We start from the raw sequence: 16,329 nt of genomic DNA, 5'->3' as shown, positions 1-16,329 counted from the left end.
ACCTCGATGGGCACCGCGCTGGTGCTGCTGTTCCTGCTGGCACTCGGGGCGATCCCGGGGGCGCTGCTGCCGCAGCGCAGTCTCAACGCCGGCAAGGTCGACGACTACCTGAAGGCCCACCCGGTGATCGGACCGTGGCTGGATCGGGTGCAGGCCTTCAACGTGTTCTCCAGCTTCTGGTTCACCGCCGTCTACGTGTTGTTGTTCGTGTCCCTGGTCGGCTGCCTCACCCCGCGGATGATCGAGCACGTCCGCAGCCTGCGGTCCACCCCGGTGGCCGCACCGCGCAACCTGGCCCGGCTGCCCAAATACGCCAGTCACCAGGTCCACGTCGGCGCCGAAGAGCTCAACACCCTGGCCAACACGGTTGCCGGACGGCTGCGCGGCTGGCGCACCGCCATCCGGCACCAGGACGGGGCCGAGCCCGCCGGTTCGGAAGTCGTCGAGGTGTCCGCCGAGAAGGGCTACCTGCGCGAATTCGGCAACATCGTCTTCCACTTCTCGCTGCTGGGCCTGCTGGTCGCGGTGGCCGTCGGCAAGCTCTTCGGCTACGAGGGCAACGTCATCGTCATCGCCGACGGCGGCCCCGGCTTCTGCTCGGCCTCGCCGGCCGCGTTCGACTCGTTCCGGGCCGGCAACACCGTCGACGGCACCTCGCTGCACCCGTTGTGCATCCGGGTCGACGACTTCGTCGCGCATTACCTGCCGTCGGGTCAGGCCACCTCGTTCGCCGCGAACATCGACTACCAGTCCGGCCAGGACCTGAGCGCCAACAGGTGGCGGCATCACCAGCTGGAGGTCAACCACCCGCTACGGCTCGGCGGTGACAGGGTCTACCTGCAGGGGCACGGTTACGCGCCGACCTTCAGCGTCACCTTCCCGGACGGCCAGATCCGCACGGCGACCGTGCAGTGGCGGCCCGACAATCCGCAGACTCTGCTCTCGTCGGGCGTGGCGCGCATAGATCCGCCCGCCGGCAGCTATCCCAGCGCCGCGGAACGCCGCAACCACGAGATCGCCATCCAGGGCCTGCTGGCGCCGACCGAGCAGCTGGAAGGCACGCTGCTGTCGTCACGCTTCCCGGCCCTGGAAGCCCCGGCTGTGGCCGTCGACATCTACCGGGGCGACACCGGGCTGGACACCGGGCGGCCCCAGTCGCTGTTCACCCTGGACCCCCGGCTGATCGAGCAGCACCGATTGACCAAGGAGAAGCGGGTCAATTTGCGTGCGGGCCAGTCGGTCCGGATCGACCAGGGGCCGGCGGCCGGCACCGTGATCCGCTTCGACGGCGCCGTGCCGTTCGTCAACCTGCAGGTGTCGCACGACCCGGGCCAGACGTGGGTGCTCGTCTTCGCCATCACGATGATGGGCGGTCTGGTGGTGTCGCTGCTGGTGCGCCGCCGCCGTATATGGGTCCGTCTGACGCCCGACGCCGGTGGCACGCCCGGTACGGTGAACGTCGAAGTGGGCGGCCTGGCGCGCACCGACAATTCCGGCTGGGGCGACGAGTTCGAGCGACTGTCTGAGCGGCTGGTTTTCGGCGACTCCGGCACCGCTCGCGCCGCCCCGCCCGCCGCGCCGGACGGCGACGCGACACCCGCAGCGTCCAAAAGGAGTTCTGAGGTGGACGTCAAATGAATACCGTGCACGTCAACATCGAGCTGGCGCGCTACTCCGACTGGGCGTTCACGTCGGCGGTGGTGGCCCTGGTCATCGCGCTGCTGCTGTTGGCCTTCGAGCTGGCCTACGCCGGCGGGCGCCGCGCCGATCAGCGTGCCCGGGTGCTGGCCGGTGCGGTCAGCGCGGACTCCGCCACTCCAGGCGTGGTGGAGGAGACAAGCCAACGCCCGATCGACGAGCGCGTCGGCCGGGCCGGGTTGGCCGTGGTGTACCTGGGCATCGGACTTCTGCTGACGTGCCTGGTGCTGCGCGGCCTGGCCACCGTCCGGGTGCCCTGGGGCAACATGTACGAATTCATCAACCTGACCTGCCTGTGCGGGTTGATCGCCGGAGCGGTCGTGTTGCGCCGCCCGCAATACCGTCCGCTGTGGGTTTTTCTGCTGCTGCCGGTGCTGATCCTGCTCACGGTGTCCGGTCGCTGGCTCTACACCAATGCCGCGCCGGTGATGCCCGCACTGCAGTCCTACTGGCTGCCCATCCATGTGTCGGTGGTCAGCCTGGGATCGGGGGTGTTCCTGGTGGCCGGCATCGCCAGCATCCTGTTCCTGCTGCGCACGTCGCCGCTGGCAGACCCCGAACACAGCACGCACACCGCGCTGAGCCGGCTGGTGCAGCGGTTCCCCGACGCGCAGACGCTGGACCGCATCGCCTATCGGACGACGATTTTCGCTTTTCCGGTGTTCGGTTTCGGCGTCATTTTCGGAGCCATCTGGGCCGAAGAAGCCTGGGGCCGATATTGGGGCTGGGATCCCAAGGAGACGGTGTCTTTTGTCGCCTGGGTGATTTACGCCGCGTACCTGCACGCCAGGTCAACCGCGGGATGGCGGGACCGGAAAGCCGCCTGGATCAATGTCGCGGGGTTTGTGGCCATGGTCTTCAATTTGTTCTTCGTTAACCTGGTCACTGTGGGCCTGCATTCTTATGCGGGCGTCGGGTGAGGGTGCACAACCGGCCCGAATAGCGCACGACACGGGAGAAACGCACAACAAGGGGGAGTGCAGTGACCGAGCATCCAACGGCGGGCGTGGGGGCGCCCGAACAACCGACCACGCAGATACCCCCACAGACGTCGCCGGCGGCAGACCAGCAGGCGCCCGCGCAACAGCAGGCCGAGTCCGGGGGTGACGCCCCCACCCGCGCCTTCGCCGGATTCCGTACCGAACGCCGCGTCCCCGGTCCCCAAGGCCAGCCCGCCGCGCCGCCCAGCCCGGGTGGGATGCCGCCTTGGGATCCCACGCCGGTGACCGGCATCCCACGCGTCGACCCCACTGCGTATGGCGCCTACTACACCGGCCCGGACGCGCCGCCCACCCAGATCAAGGGGGCGCCGCAGCGTCCGGAGCACCTGCCACACACCCCGTATCCGGAACTGTCCACCGGCATGTTGTTGCGGCCGGTCGCGCCGCCGCCGTCCGACGGATGGCGGCTGCTGCTGTTCAAGCTGTCCGGCGGGCTGATCAACCTGGGCGAGAGCCCACGAGCCACCCGGTACAACAACCTGGTCGCCCAGGTGAACCGGCCGCTGCGGGGCTCCTATCGGGTGGCGTTCCTGTCGTTGAAGGGCGGCGTGGGCAAGACCACGATTGCCGCGACGCTGGGCGCCACCTTTGCCTCCATCCGCGGTGACCGGGTGGTGGCCGTGGACGCCAACCCCGACCGCGGCACGCTGAGCCAGAAGATCCCGCTGGAGACGGCCGCGACGGTACGTCAGCTACTGCACGACGCCGGAACCATCGAGCGCTACAGCGATGTGCGCCGCTACACCTCCAAGGGGCCCAGCGGTCTGGAGGTGCTGGCGTCCGAAACCGATCCCGGCATATCGGAAGCGTTCAGCGCCCAAGACTATGAGCGGATCCTGGACATTCTGGAACGGTTCTACGGGTTGGTGCTCACCGACTGCGGGCCCGGACTGCTGCACTCGGTGATGAGCTCGGTGCTGGAGAAGGCGGACGCCCTCGTCGTGGTCAGTTCGGCGTCCATCGACGGTGCGCGCAGTGCCTCGGCGACGCTGGACTGGCTGGATGCCCACGGTCACGAAGACCTGGTCCGCAACTCCATCGCGGTCATCAACGGGGTGAAGTCGCGCCCGGGCAAGGTCGACATGAACAAGGTGATCGACCACTTCTCCCGGCGCTGCCGCGCGGTCCAGCTGGTGCCGTTCGACTCGCACCTCGAAGAGGGCGCCGAGATCGATCTGGACCGGTTACGGCGCGGGACGCGCGAAGCGCTCACCGAGCTGGCCGCCATCGTCGCCGACGGGTTCCCCGGCGACCAACACAACCCGGGAGTGCTCGGCTAGCGGCGGTCGCAAACGCGGCGAAGCCGGGGGCGGCGGGCCGTCGCCGTCAAGCTAGCGGCGGTCGCAAGCGCGGCGAAGCCGGGGGCGGCGGGCCGTCGCCGTCAAGCTAGCGGCGGTCGCAAGCGCGGCGAAGCCGGGCGCGGCGGGCCGTCGCCATCACGCTAGCGCGGGTTGTTGTCGCCGTGGCCCAACCGCCGCAGGAAATCTGGATCGTCGTCGGGCCCGATGACGCGCGTCTTCGGCCGGTGGGCCTGCGATCGCGCCGCACGCCAGCCAACGTAGATCAGCGTCCCCAAAATCACGACGAGCAGCAGGTAGAGCACGCAACACCTCCTTGGGGCGAATATACCCGCGCCGTAGGCTCAGCCTGTGTCACAAGAAGCCAGCGACGGCAGCACCGGAAGCACGGGAGACCACGGCGCGAGCGAGGGCGCGGCGCAACCCGCCGGAAATCGGGTGGCCGTGCACGTGTTGGTGTACATGGCGGCGCGGGTGCTGCTGGCGGTCGCGCTCACCGGCGTGATCTACGGTGTCGCGCGCTTGGCGGGCATCGCGCAGTTTCCCATCGTGGTGGCCGTGCTGTTCGCGCTGATCATCGCGATGCCCCTGGGAATCTGGGTGTTCGCCCCGCTGCGCCGGCGGGCCACCGCCGCGCTCGCGATCGCCGGGGAACGACGCCGCCGCGAACGCGAACTGCTCCAGGCCCGACTGCACGGGGACACGACGCCCGACGAGGGCGGCGACCCAGAATCAGGGCGGGCTTAGCCGTTCGGCAGCCGCACGACCTGAGCGGCATAGCTCAGGCCGGCGCCGTATCCGAGCAGCAGCGCCAGGTCGCCGGCCTTGGCCGCCCCGGTCGCCAGCAGTTCGGCCATCGCCAAGGGAATGGACGCGGCGGAGGTGTTTCCGGTGTGTTCGATGTCGTTGGCGACGATCGCACCCGGGCGCAGATCGAGGCTCTTGGCCAGTACCTCGTTGATCCGGCTGTTGGCCTGATGCGGCAGGAAAACGTCGATCTCGTCGGGCCGGACTCCGGCCGCGTCCATGGCCTGCCGACCGACCTTGCCCATCTCGAACGCCGCCCACCGGAAGACCGCGCTGCCTTCGAGCCGAAGGTACGGGCGCTCGCCGGTGGGGTTCTCCGTGTAGTCGATCCACTCGATGTCCTGGCGGATGGCGGTGGCCTGTGCGCCGTCGCTGCCCCAGATGGTGGGGCCGATGCCCTGGTCGGACGTCTCACCCACCACCACTCCGGCCGCGCCGTCGGCGAAGATGAAGCAGTTGCTGCGGTCTTTCATGTCCACGGTGGGGGACAGCTTCTCCGAGCCGAGCACCAGCACCTTGGCGGCCGTCCCGCCGCGAACCATGTCGGCCGCCACGCCGAGCGCGTAGCCGAAGCCGGCGCAGCCGGCCGAGACGTCGAACGCGGGCACGCCGCCCGCGCCCAGTGCCGTGGCGACTGCCGGTGCGCACGCGGGGGTCTGCGTGAAATGGGTGCTGGTGGCGACGATGACGCAATCGACGTCGGCCGGCTGCAGGGAGGCCCGGGCGATCGCCTCCAGCCCGGCCGCGGTCGCCATGGACGTGACCGATTCGTCGCGTCTGGCGAACCGGCGCGTCTTGATTCCGGTTCGCGAAAAGATCCACTCGTCGGACGAGTCGATGTTTTCGCAGAGCTCGTCGTTGGTGACCACCCGCTCGGGTCGGTACGACCCGACACTGAGCAAGCCGATGTTCGTGGGCCCGCTGGTCGCGGCTATCTGCTTCATTGCGGTCCTCCGCTATCGCCAGAGCAGACGCAAAAGTACCCCAAAAGCGCCGCGCCCGGGGTCCTTTGCCTGCACTCTAAGTAGCCCCTACGTAGTCGTTAGGTAGTCACGGTCAATGCCGCCGCCACCGCGATCGCCCATACCAGCATCGCCAGCCCGGTATCGCGCAGCACCGGGATCAGCTCCGGCCCGCCGCGGCCGGATCGCACCGGGGCCGCCGCGCGCAGCGCCAGCGGGGTGGCCACCAGTCCCACGGCGCACCACGGTGTCGCCAGCATCAGCACCAGGGTCGACACCCCGGCCGTCCCCAGCAGCGCCTGGTACAGGATCCGGGTGCGGGCATCGCCCAGCCGCACCGCCAGGGTGATCTTCCCGGAGTGCGCGTCGGTGGGAATGTCCCGCAGGTTGTTGGCCACCAGCACCGACGAGGACAGCGCCCCGATCGACACCGCCAGCACCAGGCCCACCCAGTCCACGCGCAGCGTCTGGGTGTACTGGGTGCCCAGCACGGCGACGAGCCCGAAGAACAGGAACACCGCGACCTCGCCGAAACCGGCGTAGCCGTAGGGTTTCGACCCGCCGGTGTACAGCCACGCCCCGGCGAGGCACACCGCTCCCACCGCGATCAGCCACGGGGCGCTGAACAGCGCCAGCGCGAGTCCGGCGAGTGCACCGATCGTCAGGCTGGCGACCGCGGCGCCCAGCACCGCTCGGGGCGCCGCCAGGCGCGAGCCGACCAGGCGCACCGGGCCGGCCCGGTCGTCGTCGGTGCCGCGGATGCCGTCGGAGTAGTCGTTGGCGTAGTTGACGCCGATGGTCAGCGCGAGCGCGACGGCCAGCGCCAACAGCGCCTTCCACCACACCGCGGAGTGCAGCCACGCGGCCGCCCCGGTGCCCGCCACCACCGGCGCCACCGCGTTGGGCAACGTCCGCGGCCGTGCACCGGAAATCCACTGCCCGAAATTGGCCACACGGATATCCTGCCAGGATGCGGGCCTGAGATCCCCATGCCCCGCAGCCGCGATCGCCCCGGCGTCATGCACCACAATGGTCGGATGCTCGGAGTCATCGGCGGCAGCGGCTTCTACACCTTCTTCGGAGCCGACTCCCACGACACCACCGTCGACACTCCGTACGGGTCGCCGAGCGCCCCGGTCACCGTCGGCGCCATCGGCGACCACGAGGTGGCTTTCCTGCCCCGCCACGGTGCCAAGCACGAATTCTCCGCGCACACCGTGCCCTACCGGGCCAACATGTGGGCCCTGCGCCAGCTCGGCGTGCGGCGGGTGCTCGCGCCGTGCGCGGTGGGCAGCCTCAAACCCGAACTCGGCCCGGGCGCCGTCGTGGTGCCCGACCAGCTGGTCGACCGCACCAGGGGCCGCGCCGACACCTATTTCGACTCCGGCGGCATCCATGTCGACTTCGCCGACCCCTACTGCCCGACGCTGCGCGACGCGGTGACCGGCCTGCGCGGCGTGGTCGACGGCGGCACCATGGTGGTGATCCAGGGGCCGCGTTTTTCCACCCGCGCCGAAAGCCAGTGGTTCGCCTCCGCCGGGTTCTCGCTGGTCAACATGACCGGCTATCCGGAGGCGGTGCTCGCCCGTGAACTCGAAATATGCTATGCGGCAGTCGCTTTGGTGACCGATCTGGATGCCGGTGTGAGCACCGGCGAGGGCGTGAAGGCCGTCGACGTGTTCGCCCAATTCGAGAAGAACGTCGAAGTGTTCAAGACGCTGGTGCGCCAGGCCATCGGCCGGGTCGCCGCCGACCGCACCTGTACGCATTGCCTGCCGCACGCCGGGGTCACCCTGCCCATCGAGCTGCCGTGAGGGTGCTGTTGACCGGGGCGGCCGGCTTCATCGGTGCGCGGGTGGATGCCGCGCTGCGGGCCGCGGGACACGACGTGGTCGCCGTCGATGCGTTGCTGGCTGCCGCGCACGGCCCGAATCCGGTGTTGCCGCAGGGTTGTCACCGTGTCGACGTGCGCGACGCCGACGCGCTGGCCCCACTGTTGGCCGGCGTGGACGTGGTGTGTCATCAGGCGGCGATGGTGGGTGCGGGCGTGGACGCCGCCGACGCCCCCGCCTACGGCGGCCACAACGATCTGGCCACCACGGTCCTGCTGGCGCAGATGTTCGCCGCCGGGGTGCGCCGCCTGGTGCTGGCTTCGTCGATGGTGGTGTACGGACAGGGCAGTTATCACTGCGATCTGCACGGACCCGTGGACCCGCTGCCGCGGCGGCGCGCGGACCTCGACGCCGGAACCTTCGAGCACCTTTGCCCGGTTGGCGGTGAGGAACTGCACTGGCGCCTCGTGGACGAGGACGCCTGCCTGCGGCCACGAAGCCTGTACGCCGCCAGTAAGACCGCGCAGGAGCATTACGCGCTGGCGTGGTCTGAGGCCACGGGCGGCTCGGTGGTGGCACTGCGCTACCACAATGTCTACGGCCCCGGCATGCCGCGCGACACCCCCTACTCCGGGGTGGCGGCGATCTTCCGATCGGCGCTGGAAAAGGGAGATCCGCCAAAGGTTTTCGAGGACGGCGGGCAGATGCGTGATTTCGTCCACGTGGACGACGTGGCCGCCGCCAACGTCGCGGCGACACAGCAACGCGAGGGCTTCACTGCGGTCAATGTCTGTTCGGGACAACCCATCTCGATTTTGGAGGTGGCCGGCGCACTGTGCGACGCGCGCGGCGGTTCGGTGTCCCCGGTGATCACCGGGCAGTACCGCAGCGGCGACGTGCGCCACATCGTCGCCGACCCGTCCCGGGCCGCCGAGGTGCTGGGCTTCCGTGCGGCCGTCGCACCGGGCGACGGGTTACGTGAATTCGCCTTCGCGCCCCTTCGGTGAGCGCTAACCCTGTGGGGGACGGTAGATCTGCGGCTTCTGCACGGCGATCTGCCGCGTTCCGGAGTCGTCACCGCGGAAGATCCGGGGCGCATTGGCCAGCGGGGGTATCTCGGTGGTCGGCGGCTCGTGGTCCGCGCCGGGGGCACCGGCGGGGATGCGGGTGGTCGCCGCGGCCGACGGCCCGGCGGCCTGGCCGACCGGCACCCGGGTGGTCGGTGCCGCCGCATTCGCCGCGGCGGCGCGCCTGCGGGCGGCGCGGCGATCCAGCCGCCGACCGCTCAGCTGCCCGGCGACGATGGCCGCCACCAGGATGCCCAGAGCCAGCCCGCACAGCGTCACGTCGAACGTGCTGGTGATCTGCTGGGCCAGGTTGTTGCCGTAGACCGGGTGTAGCGCAGGCGAATTGGGTGAGTCCGCGAACCGCGGCGCCAGCTCGACACCGACGACGACGCGGGCAACGCTGAGCGTGGCGACCAGTCCGCACAGCGACGTGACCATACGCGCCGAGAAGGTGGCCAGCCTGCGGCGCAGCCAGATCGCCAGGACCGCGGTGACCAGATCGAACGCGGCCAGCACGATGCTGTCGTACCGGGAGAACGGGTAGTTCAGGATTACGCCGACGACGAGGTCGGTGATCCGCATCGCCATCGACCCCACGCACCAAACGGCGATGAGCAGCAGGCCATTTCGCGTCGTTGCACGCCACGCCGATTCCTCCGTCGGCGACGCGTTCCGGTGACCGAACAGCGCCCGCGGCGCGAAAAGCGCCGCACCGGCCGCCCACGCCAGGTAGCCCTCGAACCCGACGCCGGCGGTGGAGGTGTTCTGTGCGATGCCGTGGAATGCGTCGATGTCACGACCGGCGGGCACAAACCACACCAGAATTCCGGCGACCAGCGTCGACGCGCCGAGCGCGACGGTGGTCAGCCGGGCCGCCCGGGAGCTGCGCAACAGCCAGCTGGACGCGACCAGAACCGCGACCAACGCCACCACGCCGTAGACAGCCGCGGTTGCGATCACGGCGATATTCTGCTTGCCGAAATCCTCTGCGCCGCCGGTGCTTTGCAGCGCGTAGCGCACCCGCCAGTACAGGTTGAAACCGAAGCTGAGCACCGCCGCGAGCATCGACAGCGACCCGATGACCCGCGCCGATCGGTGCCAGCCGGTGGACTCGTCGCCCGCCGGGACCGGTCCGGCGAGTGCACCGGTCGGCACCGCCTGGGCGCTCAACAGCGAGCCGGCGATCCCGGCCCACGCCCCCGGACCGACACCGCCGGGCACGTTGACCGTGCCACCGAAACGGACGGTTTCGTACGCATCGAACACGACGAAGGCGAGCACCAGCAGCAGATAGGGGACATTGAGCGCCAGGCGAAGCCGGGCAGCCCGCGCGGGGTTGAACCGCGCGCCCGTCGAGCGCCAGGAACCGGCGACGGCCACGGCGACGACGGCCAGCACCGTCACCGCGATCAGCACCGCGGTCAGGGTCGGGCTGCTGTCCGGGATTCCGAATCCGAAGTAAAGGTTCCACGGCAAGAACACCGCGAGCACCAGCAGAGCCACCGCGGTCAGGTCGACGACGTGCCGGTACCGCTTCGTCACCGCGGGTGCCGCCGCGGTGCCACCCGCGGCGTGCGGGCGGATGATGCGGGGCGCCGGCGCATGCTGGTCCTGACCGCGGATGGGACCCGTAGGCGTGTCGTCGCTGGTCTGGCTCACCATGCCCCCCGGGATTCAAGGACCGATATTCTTGACGCAGTTTCGGGTGTTCGGCCGGGGATTACCCTGCCGAGCGAAACGCACTGCTCGCTTACGAACATATTCTCCGTTCGGATGCCGTGGCAGTGGCTGAGATCGGCTGCTGCGGCGGAGATGATTCCGCGGCGACCGTCCTGTCGTTCGAAAAGCTGGTTACGCTGCGCTAGTAGGCGAAGCTTGTCGCCTGAATGCTGACACTGCCAACGGTATCGCAAGTGTAATGATGCCGGGACATTGCTGGTTGCGGGGTAGCCAGCCGAAGGAGAACCGGGATGGACGTCGTTTTGGGGGTTGCGGTCACCGGCCCTGTCGCCCGCTTGGCGCTTGTCGGGTCGGGGGCGCACGGGGCCGACGTGATCGACCAATCCGTCGTCGACCTCGCTGACAATCCGATCGGGACACTGACCGAGACCGTGGTCGGCACGAATCGGCTGCTGGCCGACGAGAACCACCGGCTGGTCGGTACCCGGGTGTGCTGGCCCGACCATCCCGCCGCCGACCAGCTGCGGCGGGCGCTGGAGGATTCCGGCGTCCACAACGTCGCGGTGCTCTCGGAGTCGCAGGCGGTGGCCGCCCTGATGCGCGCGGCCGGTCGGCCGGGCGCGGCGCTGGTAATGGATGACGCGACCGCGACGCTGTCGATGGCAGGTGCCGCCGACGGCGATCCGGACGCGCCGCCGACCGTGCTGGCCACCCAGCAGCTGGCGGACGCCCCGGGCGGCGATGCGACGGCCGCATTCCACACGATGATGGCCAACCTCGGCGCCCACCCGGATGCCCCGCAGGATGTGTATCTGCTCGGCGCCTCGCCCGACCTGAATCGGGTCGCCGATGAGCTTCGCGATGCCTCGACCATGCGGGTGCAGGTCGCCGACGACCCCACCTTTGCGCTCGCCCGCGGCGCCGCGATAGCCGCCGCGCCGGCGGCGCTCGCGGTCGGGGCGCTGCAAGCGGGGGACGCGACGGCCATGGCGCCCGCGGTCGGGCTGACCGGGGATGCCACCGCGATGGCGCCGGCGGCCGGGGATGCCACCGCGATGGCGCCGGCGGCCGGGGATGCCACCGCGATGGCGCCCGCGGCGGGGCTCACCGGGGACGAGACGGCCGTCGTGCCGGCATCGGAGTTCGCCGATCCGAACGCCGAAGACCAACAGCTGGCCTATTCGATGGCCGACGAGGGCGAGCAGTACCCGGGCGAATTGGACGAGTACGACCCCGAATTCGATGACTACGAATACAGCGACATCGACGAGGCCGAGGCCAAGCTGTCGCGGCGATCGCTGGTGATCGGCAACGCCGTCGTCGCCTTCGCGGTCATCGGGTTGGCGTCGCTGGCCACCGCGATCGCGGTGGCCGTCGAGCCCACCGCCAGCCGGCAGCCGGTGGTGGGAGTGCAAAACGGCACCCCGGGCAAGTTCATGCCGATCCTGCCGAGCCAGCAACAGGCGCCGCTGCCGCCGCCCCCGGCCGATGCGCCCAACGCCGGATTCCAGGGCGGCACCGTCCCGGCTCCGAACAACGTCCCGGCTCCGCAGCAGGTCGCGCCGCCGTCTGGAGGCGGGGTTCCCACCGCCCCCGTTCCCGAGGCCCCGGTTAATCCCGGCGTCGTGCCCAATCCCGATCCGGGTTGGGCGCCTCGCCCCAATCCGATTGTGCCGGTTCCTATTCCGATTCCCATCCCGATCCCGGGATGGGGACCGAACTATCCGCCCTACCACCCGCCGTACAACCCTCCCTACACGCCTCCGACGACGACCTTTTCTCCGCCGACCACCACGTACGAACCGCCGACGACCACGTATTCGCCTCCGACGACGACGTATTCGCCGCCGAGCACCACGCACGAACCGCCGACGACGACGTATTCGCCGCCGAGCACCACGCACGAACCGCCGACCACCACGTACGCACCGCCGAGCACCAAGGAAACCACCCAGGCGCCGCTGCCGACGCACACCCAGCAGACCGAGCCCCCGACGTATTCGCAACAGCCGCAATACCCGACGCATTCGCAACAGCCGCAGTATCCGACGCATTCGCAGCCGATGGTCCCGCAGGAGCCCCGCCCCCACCGCGGGTTCTGAGCGTGCCCGACGCCGACGGTCTGGTCACGGTGGTCCTGCCCTGCCTCAATGAAGAGGAGTCGCTGCCGGCGGTGCTGGCCGCCATCCCCGCCGGCTACCGGGCGTTGGTGGTCGACAACAACAGCACCGATGACACCGCCGGCGTCGCGAGCCGGCACGGCGCCCGCGTCGTCGCCGAACCGCGGGCCGGGTACGGCGCTGCGGTCCACGCCGGCGTGCTGGCCGCGACCACCCCGATCGTGGCGGTCATCGACGCCGACGGCTCGATGGATGGCGGGGATCTGCCCCGGCTGGTCGCCGCGCTGGAGCACGGCGCCGACTTGGTGACCGGCCGGCGCCGACCGGTAGCCGGACTGCACTGGCCGTGGGTGGCCCGGGTGGGCACCGTCGTCATGAGCTGGCGACTGCGCACCCGTCACGGCCTGCCGGTGCATGACATCGCGCCGATGCGCGTGGCCCGGCGCGAAGCGCTGCTGCAGCTGGGCGTCGTCGACCGGCGATCGGGTTATCCGCTGGAATTGCTGGTGCGTGCCGCGGCCGCCGGCTGGCGCGTCGTCGAGCTCGACGTCAGCTACGGTCCGCGGACGGGCGGCAAGTCGAAGGTCAGCGGTTCGCTGCGGGGCAGCATCACCGCGATCATCGACTTTTGGAAGGTGATCTCGTGAGCGTGCTGGCGGTGACCCTGCTGGTGGTCGCCAAGGCGCCGGAGCCCGGCCTGGCCAAGACGCGGCTCGCGGCGACCGTCGGCGACCGGGTCGCCGCCGAAATCGCCGCCGCCGCACTGCTCGACACGCTCGACGCCGTGGCCGCCGCGCCGGTGTCGTCGCGGGTGGTGGCCCTCACCGGGGACCTGGACGGCGCCGCGAACGCCGCCGAGATCCGGCAGCGGCTCACGTCCTTCACGGTGATTCCCCAGCGCGGTGAAGGTTTCGCGGCGCGGCTCGCCAACGCGCATGCCGACGCGGGCTCCTGCGGGCTTCCGGTGCTGCAGATCGGGATGGACACCCCCCAGGTGAGCGCCGAGCTGTTGACCGGCTGTGCGCGCCGGCTGCTCGAGGCGCCGGCGGTGCTCGGTTTGGCCCGCGACGGTGGCTGGTGGGTGCTCGGCGTGGGGGAGCCCGCCATGGCGGACTGCCTGCGTACCGTCCCGATGTCCGTGCCCGATACCGGAGAATTGACATTGAAAGCATTGCGCGACAACGGGATTGATGTGGACACCGTGCAGACGCTGGCTGACGTGGACGTCATCGGTGACGTGGCGGCGGTGCGCGACGCCTGCGCTCCCGCCAGTCGGTTCGCGCACGTCACCCGCGCCGCCGGCCTCTAGCCGAGCGGCGCCCCTACCAGTTCGTCAGGATGATGGTGTTGAGCGCCAGCGCGCCGAAGGCGTTGAGCGCCAACCAGATCCGGTGTGACCGCAGCGGCAGCAATGCGGCCGCCGCGGTGAGCCAGATGGTGAACGGCAGCCAGATGCGTTCCACCTCGGCCTTGCTCAGCATGCTCAGGTCCGCGCAGACGATGGCGGCCAGCACAGCCAGCAGCAGCAGCTGAAAACCGGAGCGGCGACGGATGGCGGGCCAGTCGAACACCCTGCTGATGCCGGCGACACCACCCAACCCGATCGCGCACACCACGCAGGCCAGGTTGGCCCAGCTCCAATATTGGAACGGCCGGAATTTGGCGATGCCCTGCCAATAGCGTTGCTGCACCAGGGCGTAGCCGTCGAACCAGAAGAACCCGGCGACGGCGAAGGCCACCGCCACCGCGATCGCGGCGAGCGCCGCCGGGCCGAGGGCCCGCAGGATCGCGCGCCAGTCCGCCCAGCCTTTGCCCGGCTTCTGGGCGGAGGCCAGCACCGCCAATGCCGGCAGCCCCATCAACATCAGGCCGTAGTTGCAGAACACCGCCCAGCCCAACAGCAGACCCGCGCCCGCGGCGGTCAGCGCGGGGAAGCGAACCGGGCGGTGCACCGCCACGGCCAACAGCGCGATGCCCCACGCCGCCACCCCGGCGAAGTATCCGTCGGCGGAGACCGCCACCCAGATCGCCGCCGGTGCCAGCGCGACAAATGGGGCGGCGCGCCGCGCGGTGGGCTCGTCGGCCAGCGCGCGCACACCGATCACCACCGCGGCCGACGCGCTCGAGCCGGCCAGCAGGCACAGCGAGCCGGCCCAGGCGCCGCCATGCAGGCCGAGCCGGTCCAGCCAGACGAACGTCAGCAGCGCACCCGGTGGATGCCCCGACACGTGGGTGGTCCACGAGTTCGGCTGGTAGTCCACGATCCGGCTCGCGAATGTGCGTAGCGTTGCTCCGACGTCGGTGATGCTCGGCACCTGCGACAGGTATTCGTCGCGGGTGGTCAACCGGCCGGCGAAGCCGCGCTGCCAGCCGTCGATCATCGCCAGCGCGAAGGTCCAGCCGCACGCGGTGACCCAGCTGCCCAGTGTCAATGCCCGCCACGAAAGGCGTTGCGCCAGAATCGGTCCCCAGGCGACGGTGGCGAGGGCGATGGCGACGGCCGGTCCGGTTCCCCAGCCGGCGTGGATCAACCATTCGCCGAAGATCGGGGCGGCGCCGGCGTGGGTGGCGAACTTCTCGGCACCGACGTCAAGACGCGGCCGCACCCCGAGGTTCATCCGCGGCAGCACGAACGCCGCCGCCACCAGCACCACCCCGACCGTGACCGCTATCGCTTCGCGCACTGTCTCCGGTCGAGCGATCCTCACGGACGAACAGCCTATTGATCGCTCGTGCCGGCGAACCGGCGCACCAACGCCGCCCGGTCGATCTTGCCGATGCCACGACGCGGCAGTGCGGCAACGATGTGCAGCTCGCGCGGCGCGGCGGTGGCGTCCAGGGTGCGGGTTACCTGCGCGCGCAGCGCGTCCAGGGTCGGGGCGACGGATCCGTCTCGCACCACGATCGCGGCGACCACCCGCTGCCCCAGCCGATCGTCGGCCACTCCGAACACCGCGCAATCGCTCACGGCCGGATGGCTGCTCAGCGCCGCCTCGACCGGCTGCGGCAGCACGGTCAGCCCGCCCGTGCTGATCGCGTCGTCGGCGCGGCCCAGGACGGTCAGCACACCCGCATCGCTGACGGCGCCGAGATCGTCGGTCGCAAACCAACCCGGCTCCGCGAATGGATCCGGGTCAACCGGGTTGCGGTAGCCCTTCGCCAGCGTCGCGCCCCCGATGACGATGCGCCCGTCGACCGTGCGCAGCCGCACCCCGTCCAGCGGGACACCGTCGTACACGCACCCTCCGGCGGTCTCGCTCATCCCGTAGGTGCGGACCACGCTGATGCCCGCCGCGGCCGCGTCGTCGAGGACCGGTCGCGGCGCCGGGCCGCCGCCGACCAGCACGGTGTCCAGTTCGGCGAGGGCGGCCGCGGCCGCCGGGTCGCGCAGCGCCTTGGCCAGCTGCGCGGCAACCAGCGAGGTGTATCGCCGACCTGGGCCCAATGCCCCTATCGCACGGGGTAATTCGGCGACGTCGAACCCCTTGGAGGGGTTAGTGACGTCCATCTCGACCGGCACCGAGCCGGCGAGCACGCTGCGCACCAAGACCTGAACGCCGGCGATGTGGTGGGGTGGCAAGGCGAGCAGCCAGCTGCCCGGCCCGCCGAGACGGTCGTGGGTGGCCGCCGCGCTGGCCTTCAGGGCGGCGGCGGTCAGCAAGGCGCCCTTGGGTATACCGGTGGTTCCCGACGTCGCCGCGACCAGGGCCACGTCGTCGTCGATGGGCTCCCCGACGCGCAGACCCGCGCGCAGCGCGTCCGATTCGCGGTCGTCGCCCGCGGGCAGGGCGACCAGTGCGGGATCGCGCCCATCCAGCACCCGTTCCAGGGCGGGCAACAGCGACGAGGCCGCCGAGCCCGGCG

15 protein-coding genes are annotated in these 16,329 nt (G+C 70.4%); 9 read left to right on the top strand and 6 right to left on the bottom strand.

The window, feature by feature from the left end; translation table 11 throughout:
• Positions 1 to 6 precede the first annotated feature (6 nt).
• From A5782_RS18010 to A5782_RS18000, 3 genes are all read left to right on the top strand, one after another.
• Positions 7 to 1,638 (top strand): cytochrome c biogenesis protein ResB, encoded by a 1,632-nt coding sequence (locus A5782_RS18010; protein WP_067103032.1) that lies wholly within the window; start codon positions 7 to 9, stop codon positions 1,636 to 1,638.
• A complete protein-coding gene (gene ccsB, locus A5782_RS18005) occupies positions 1,635 to 2,618 on the top strand; it encodes a c-type cytochrome biogenesis protein CcsB (protein ID WP_067103030.1) in 984 nt (327 codons plus the stop codon). Before A5782_RS18010 ends, ccsB begins: the two co-directional genes overlap by 4 nt.
• 62 nt (positions 2,619 to 2,680) lie before the next feature.
• Complete coding sequence (locus A5782_RS18000) at positions 2,681 to 3,979, top strand: MinD/ParA family protein (RefSeq protein WP_067103028.1); 1,299 nt, start codon at positions 2,681 to 2,683, stop codon at positions 3,977 to 3,979.
• 161 nt (positions 3,980 to 4,140) lie between these two features.
• Here the strand turns inward: A5782_RS18000 and A5782_RS26260 are convergent, their stop codons facing one another.
• Entirely contained in the window at positions 4,141 to 4,302 is a 162-nt protein-coding gene (locus A5782_RS26260; protein ID WP_085977768.1) for a hypothetical protein, read from the bottom strand.
• A 46-nt stretch (positions 4,303 to 4,348) separates the two neighbouring features.
• On the opposite strand from A5782_RS26260, the gene A5782_RS17995 reads away from it, so the two are divergent.
• Positions 4,349 to 4,744 (top strand): DUF4229 domain-containing protein, encoded by a 396-nt coding sequence (locus tag A5782_RS17995; protein WP_067103026.1) that lies wholly within the window; start codon positions 4,349 to 4,351, stop codon positions 4,742 to 4,744.
• Here A5782_RS17995 and A5782_RS17990 read toward each other — a convergent pair.
• Positions 4,741 to 5,748 (bottom strand): beta-ketoacyl-ACP synthase III, encoded by a 1,008-nt coding sequence (locus A5782_RS17990; protein ID WP_067103024.1) that lies wholly within the window; start codon positions 5,746 to 5,748, stop codon positions 4,741 to 4,743. The two genes, A5782_RS17995 and A5782_RS17990, sit on opposite strands and share 4 nt — an antisense overlap.
• A 98-nt stretch (positions 5,749 to 5,846) precedes the next feature.
• Positions 5,847 to 6,719: a 1,4-dihydroxy-2-naphthoate polyprenyltransferase gene (locus tag A5782_RS17985; protein WP_067103165.1), complete on the bottom strand. Its 873-nt coding sequence runs from the start codon at positions 6,717 to 6,719 to the stop codon at positions 5,847 to 5,849.
• An 84-nt stretch (positions 6,720 to 6,803) separates the two neighbouring features.
• On the opposite strand from A5782_RS17985, the gene A5782_RS17980 reads away from it, so the two are divergent.
• Together A5782_RS17980 and A5782_RS17975 are read left to right on the top strand one after the other, a co-directional pair.
• A complete protein-coding gene (locus A5782_RS17980) occupies positions 6,804 to 7,580 on the top strand; it encodes an S-methyl-5'-thioadenosine phosphorylase (protein ID WP_231986715.1) in 777 nt (258 codons plus the stop codon).
• On the top strand, positions 7,577 to 8,605 hold the full coding sequence (locus A5782_RS17975; RefSeq protein WP_067103021.1) for an NAD(P)-dependent oxidoreductase: 1,029 nt from the start codon (positions 7,577 to 7,579) through the stop codon (positions 8,603 to 8,605). Before A5782_RS17980 ends, A5782_RS17975 begins: the two co-directional genes overlap by 4 nt.
• A 3-nt stretch (positions 8,606 to 8,608) precedes the next feature.
• Here the strand turns inward: A5782_RS17975 and A5782_RS17970 are convergent, their stop codons facing one another.
• Positions 8,609 to 10,327 carry a hypothetical protein gene (locus A5782_RS17970; RefSeq protein WP_067103019.1) on the bottom strand — a complete coding sequence of 573 codons (1,719 nt, stop codon included), beginning with the start codon at positions 10,325 to 10,327 and terminating at the stop codon, positions 8,609 to 8,611.
• A 308-nt stretch (positions 10,328 to 10,635) separates the two neighbouring features.
• Between A5782_RS17970 and A5782_RS17965 the strand changes: the two genes are divergently transcribed.
• Genes A5782_RS17965 through A5782_RS17955 form a run of 3 tightly spaced genes read left to right on the top strand, consistent with a single transcriptional unit; the run spans position 10,636 to position 13,774 of the window.
• The gene (locus tag A5782_RS17965) at positions 10,636 to 12,447 is read left to right on the top strand and encodes a hypothetical protein (RefSeq protein WP_067103017.1); all 1,812 of its coding nucleotides are present in this window, start codon (positions 10,636 to 10,638) and stop codon (positions 12,445 to 12,447) included.
• A gap of 2 nt (positions 12,448 to 12,449) precedes the next feature.
• On the top strand, positions 12,450 to 13,112 hold the full coding sequence (locus A5782_RS17960; RefSeq protein WP_067103015.1) for a glycosyltransferase family 2 protein: 663 nt from the start codon (positions 12,450 to 12,452) through the stop codon (positions 13,110 to 13,112).
• The gene (locus tag A5782_RS17955; protein WP_067103013.1) at positions 13,109 to 13,774 is read left to right on the top strand and encodes a DUF2064 domain-containing protein; all 666 of its coding nucleotides are present in this window, start codon (positions 13,109 to 13,111) and stop codon (positions 13,772 to 13,774) included. The genes A5782_RS17960 and A5782_RS17955 overlap by 4 nt, the downstream gene beginning before the upstream one ends.
• Positions 13,775 to 13,787: 13 nt before the next feature.
• Here the strand turns inward: A5782_RS17955 and A5782_RS17950 are convergent, their stop codons facing one another.
• Positions 13,788 to 15,173 (bottom strand): hypothetical protein, encoded by a 1,386-nt coding sequence (locus A5782_RS17950; protein ID WP_067103010.1) that lies wholly within the window; start codon positions 15,171 to 15,173, stop codon positions 13,788 to 13,790.
• 11 nt (positions 15,174 to 15,184) lie between these two features.
• The gene (menE, locus tag A5782_RS17945) at positions 15,185 to 16,285 is read right to left on the bottom strand and encodes an o-succinylbenzoate--CoA ligase (protein ID WP_067103163.1); all 1,101 of its coding nucleotides are present in this window, start codon (positions 16,283 to 16,285) and stop codon (positions 15,185 to 15,187) included.
• Between the last annotated feature and the right edge of the window lie 44 nt (positions 16,286 to 16,329).

Origin of the sequence: Mycobacterium sp. 852002-40037_SCH5390672 (genome assembly GCF_001665875.1) — a bacterium.
Classification (GTDB): domain Bacteria; phylum Actinomycetota; class Actinomycetes; order Mycobacteriales; family Mycobacteriaceae; genus Mycobacterium.
This window is presented reverse-complemented; position numbering and strand designations above follow the sequence as displayed.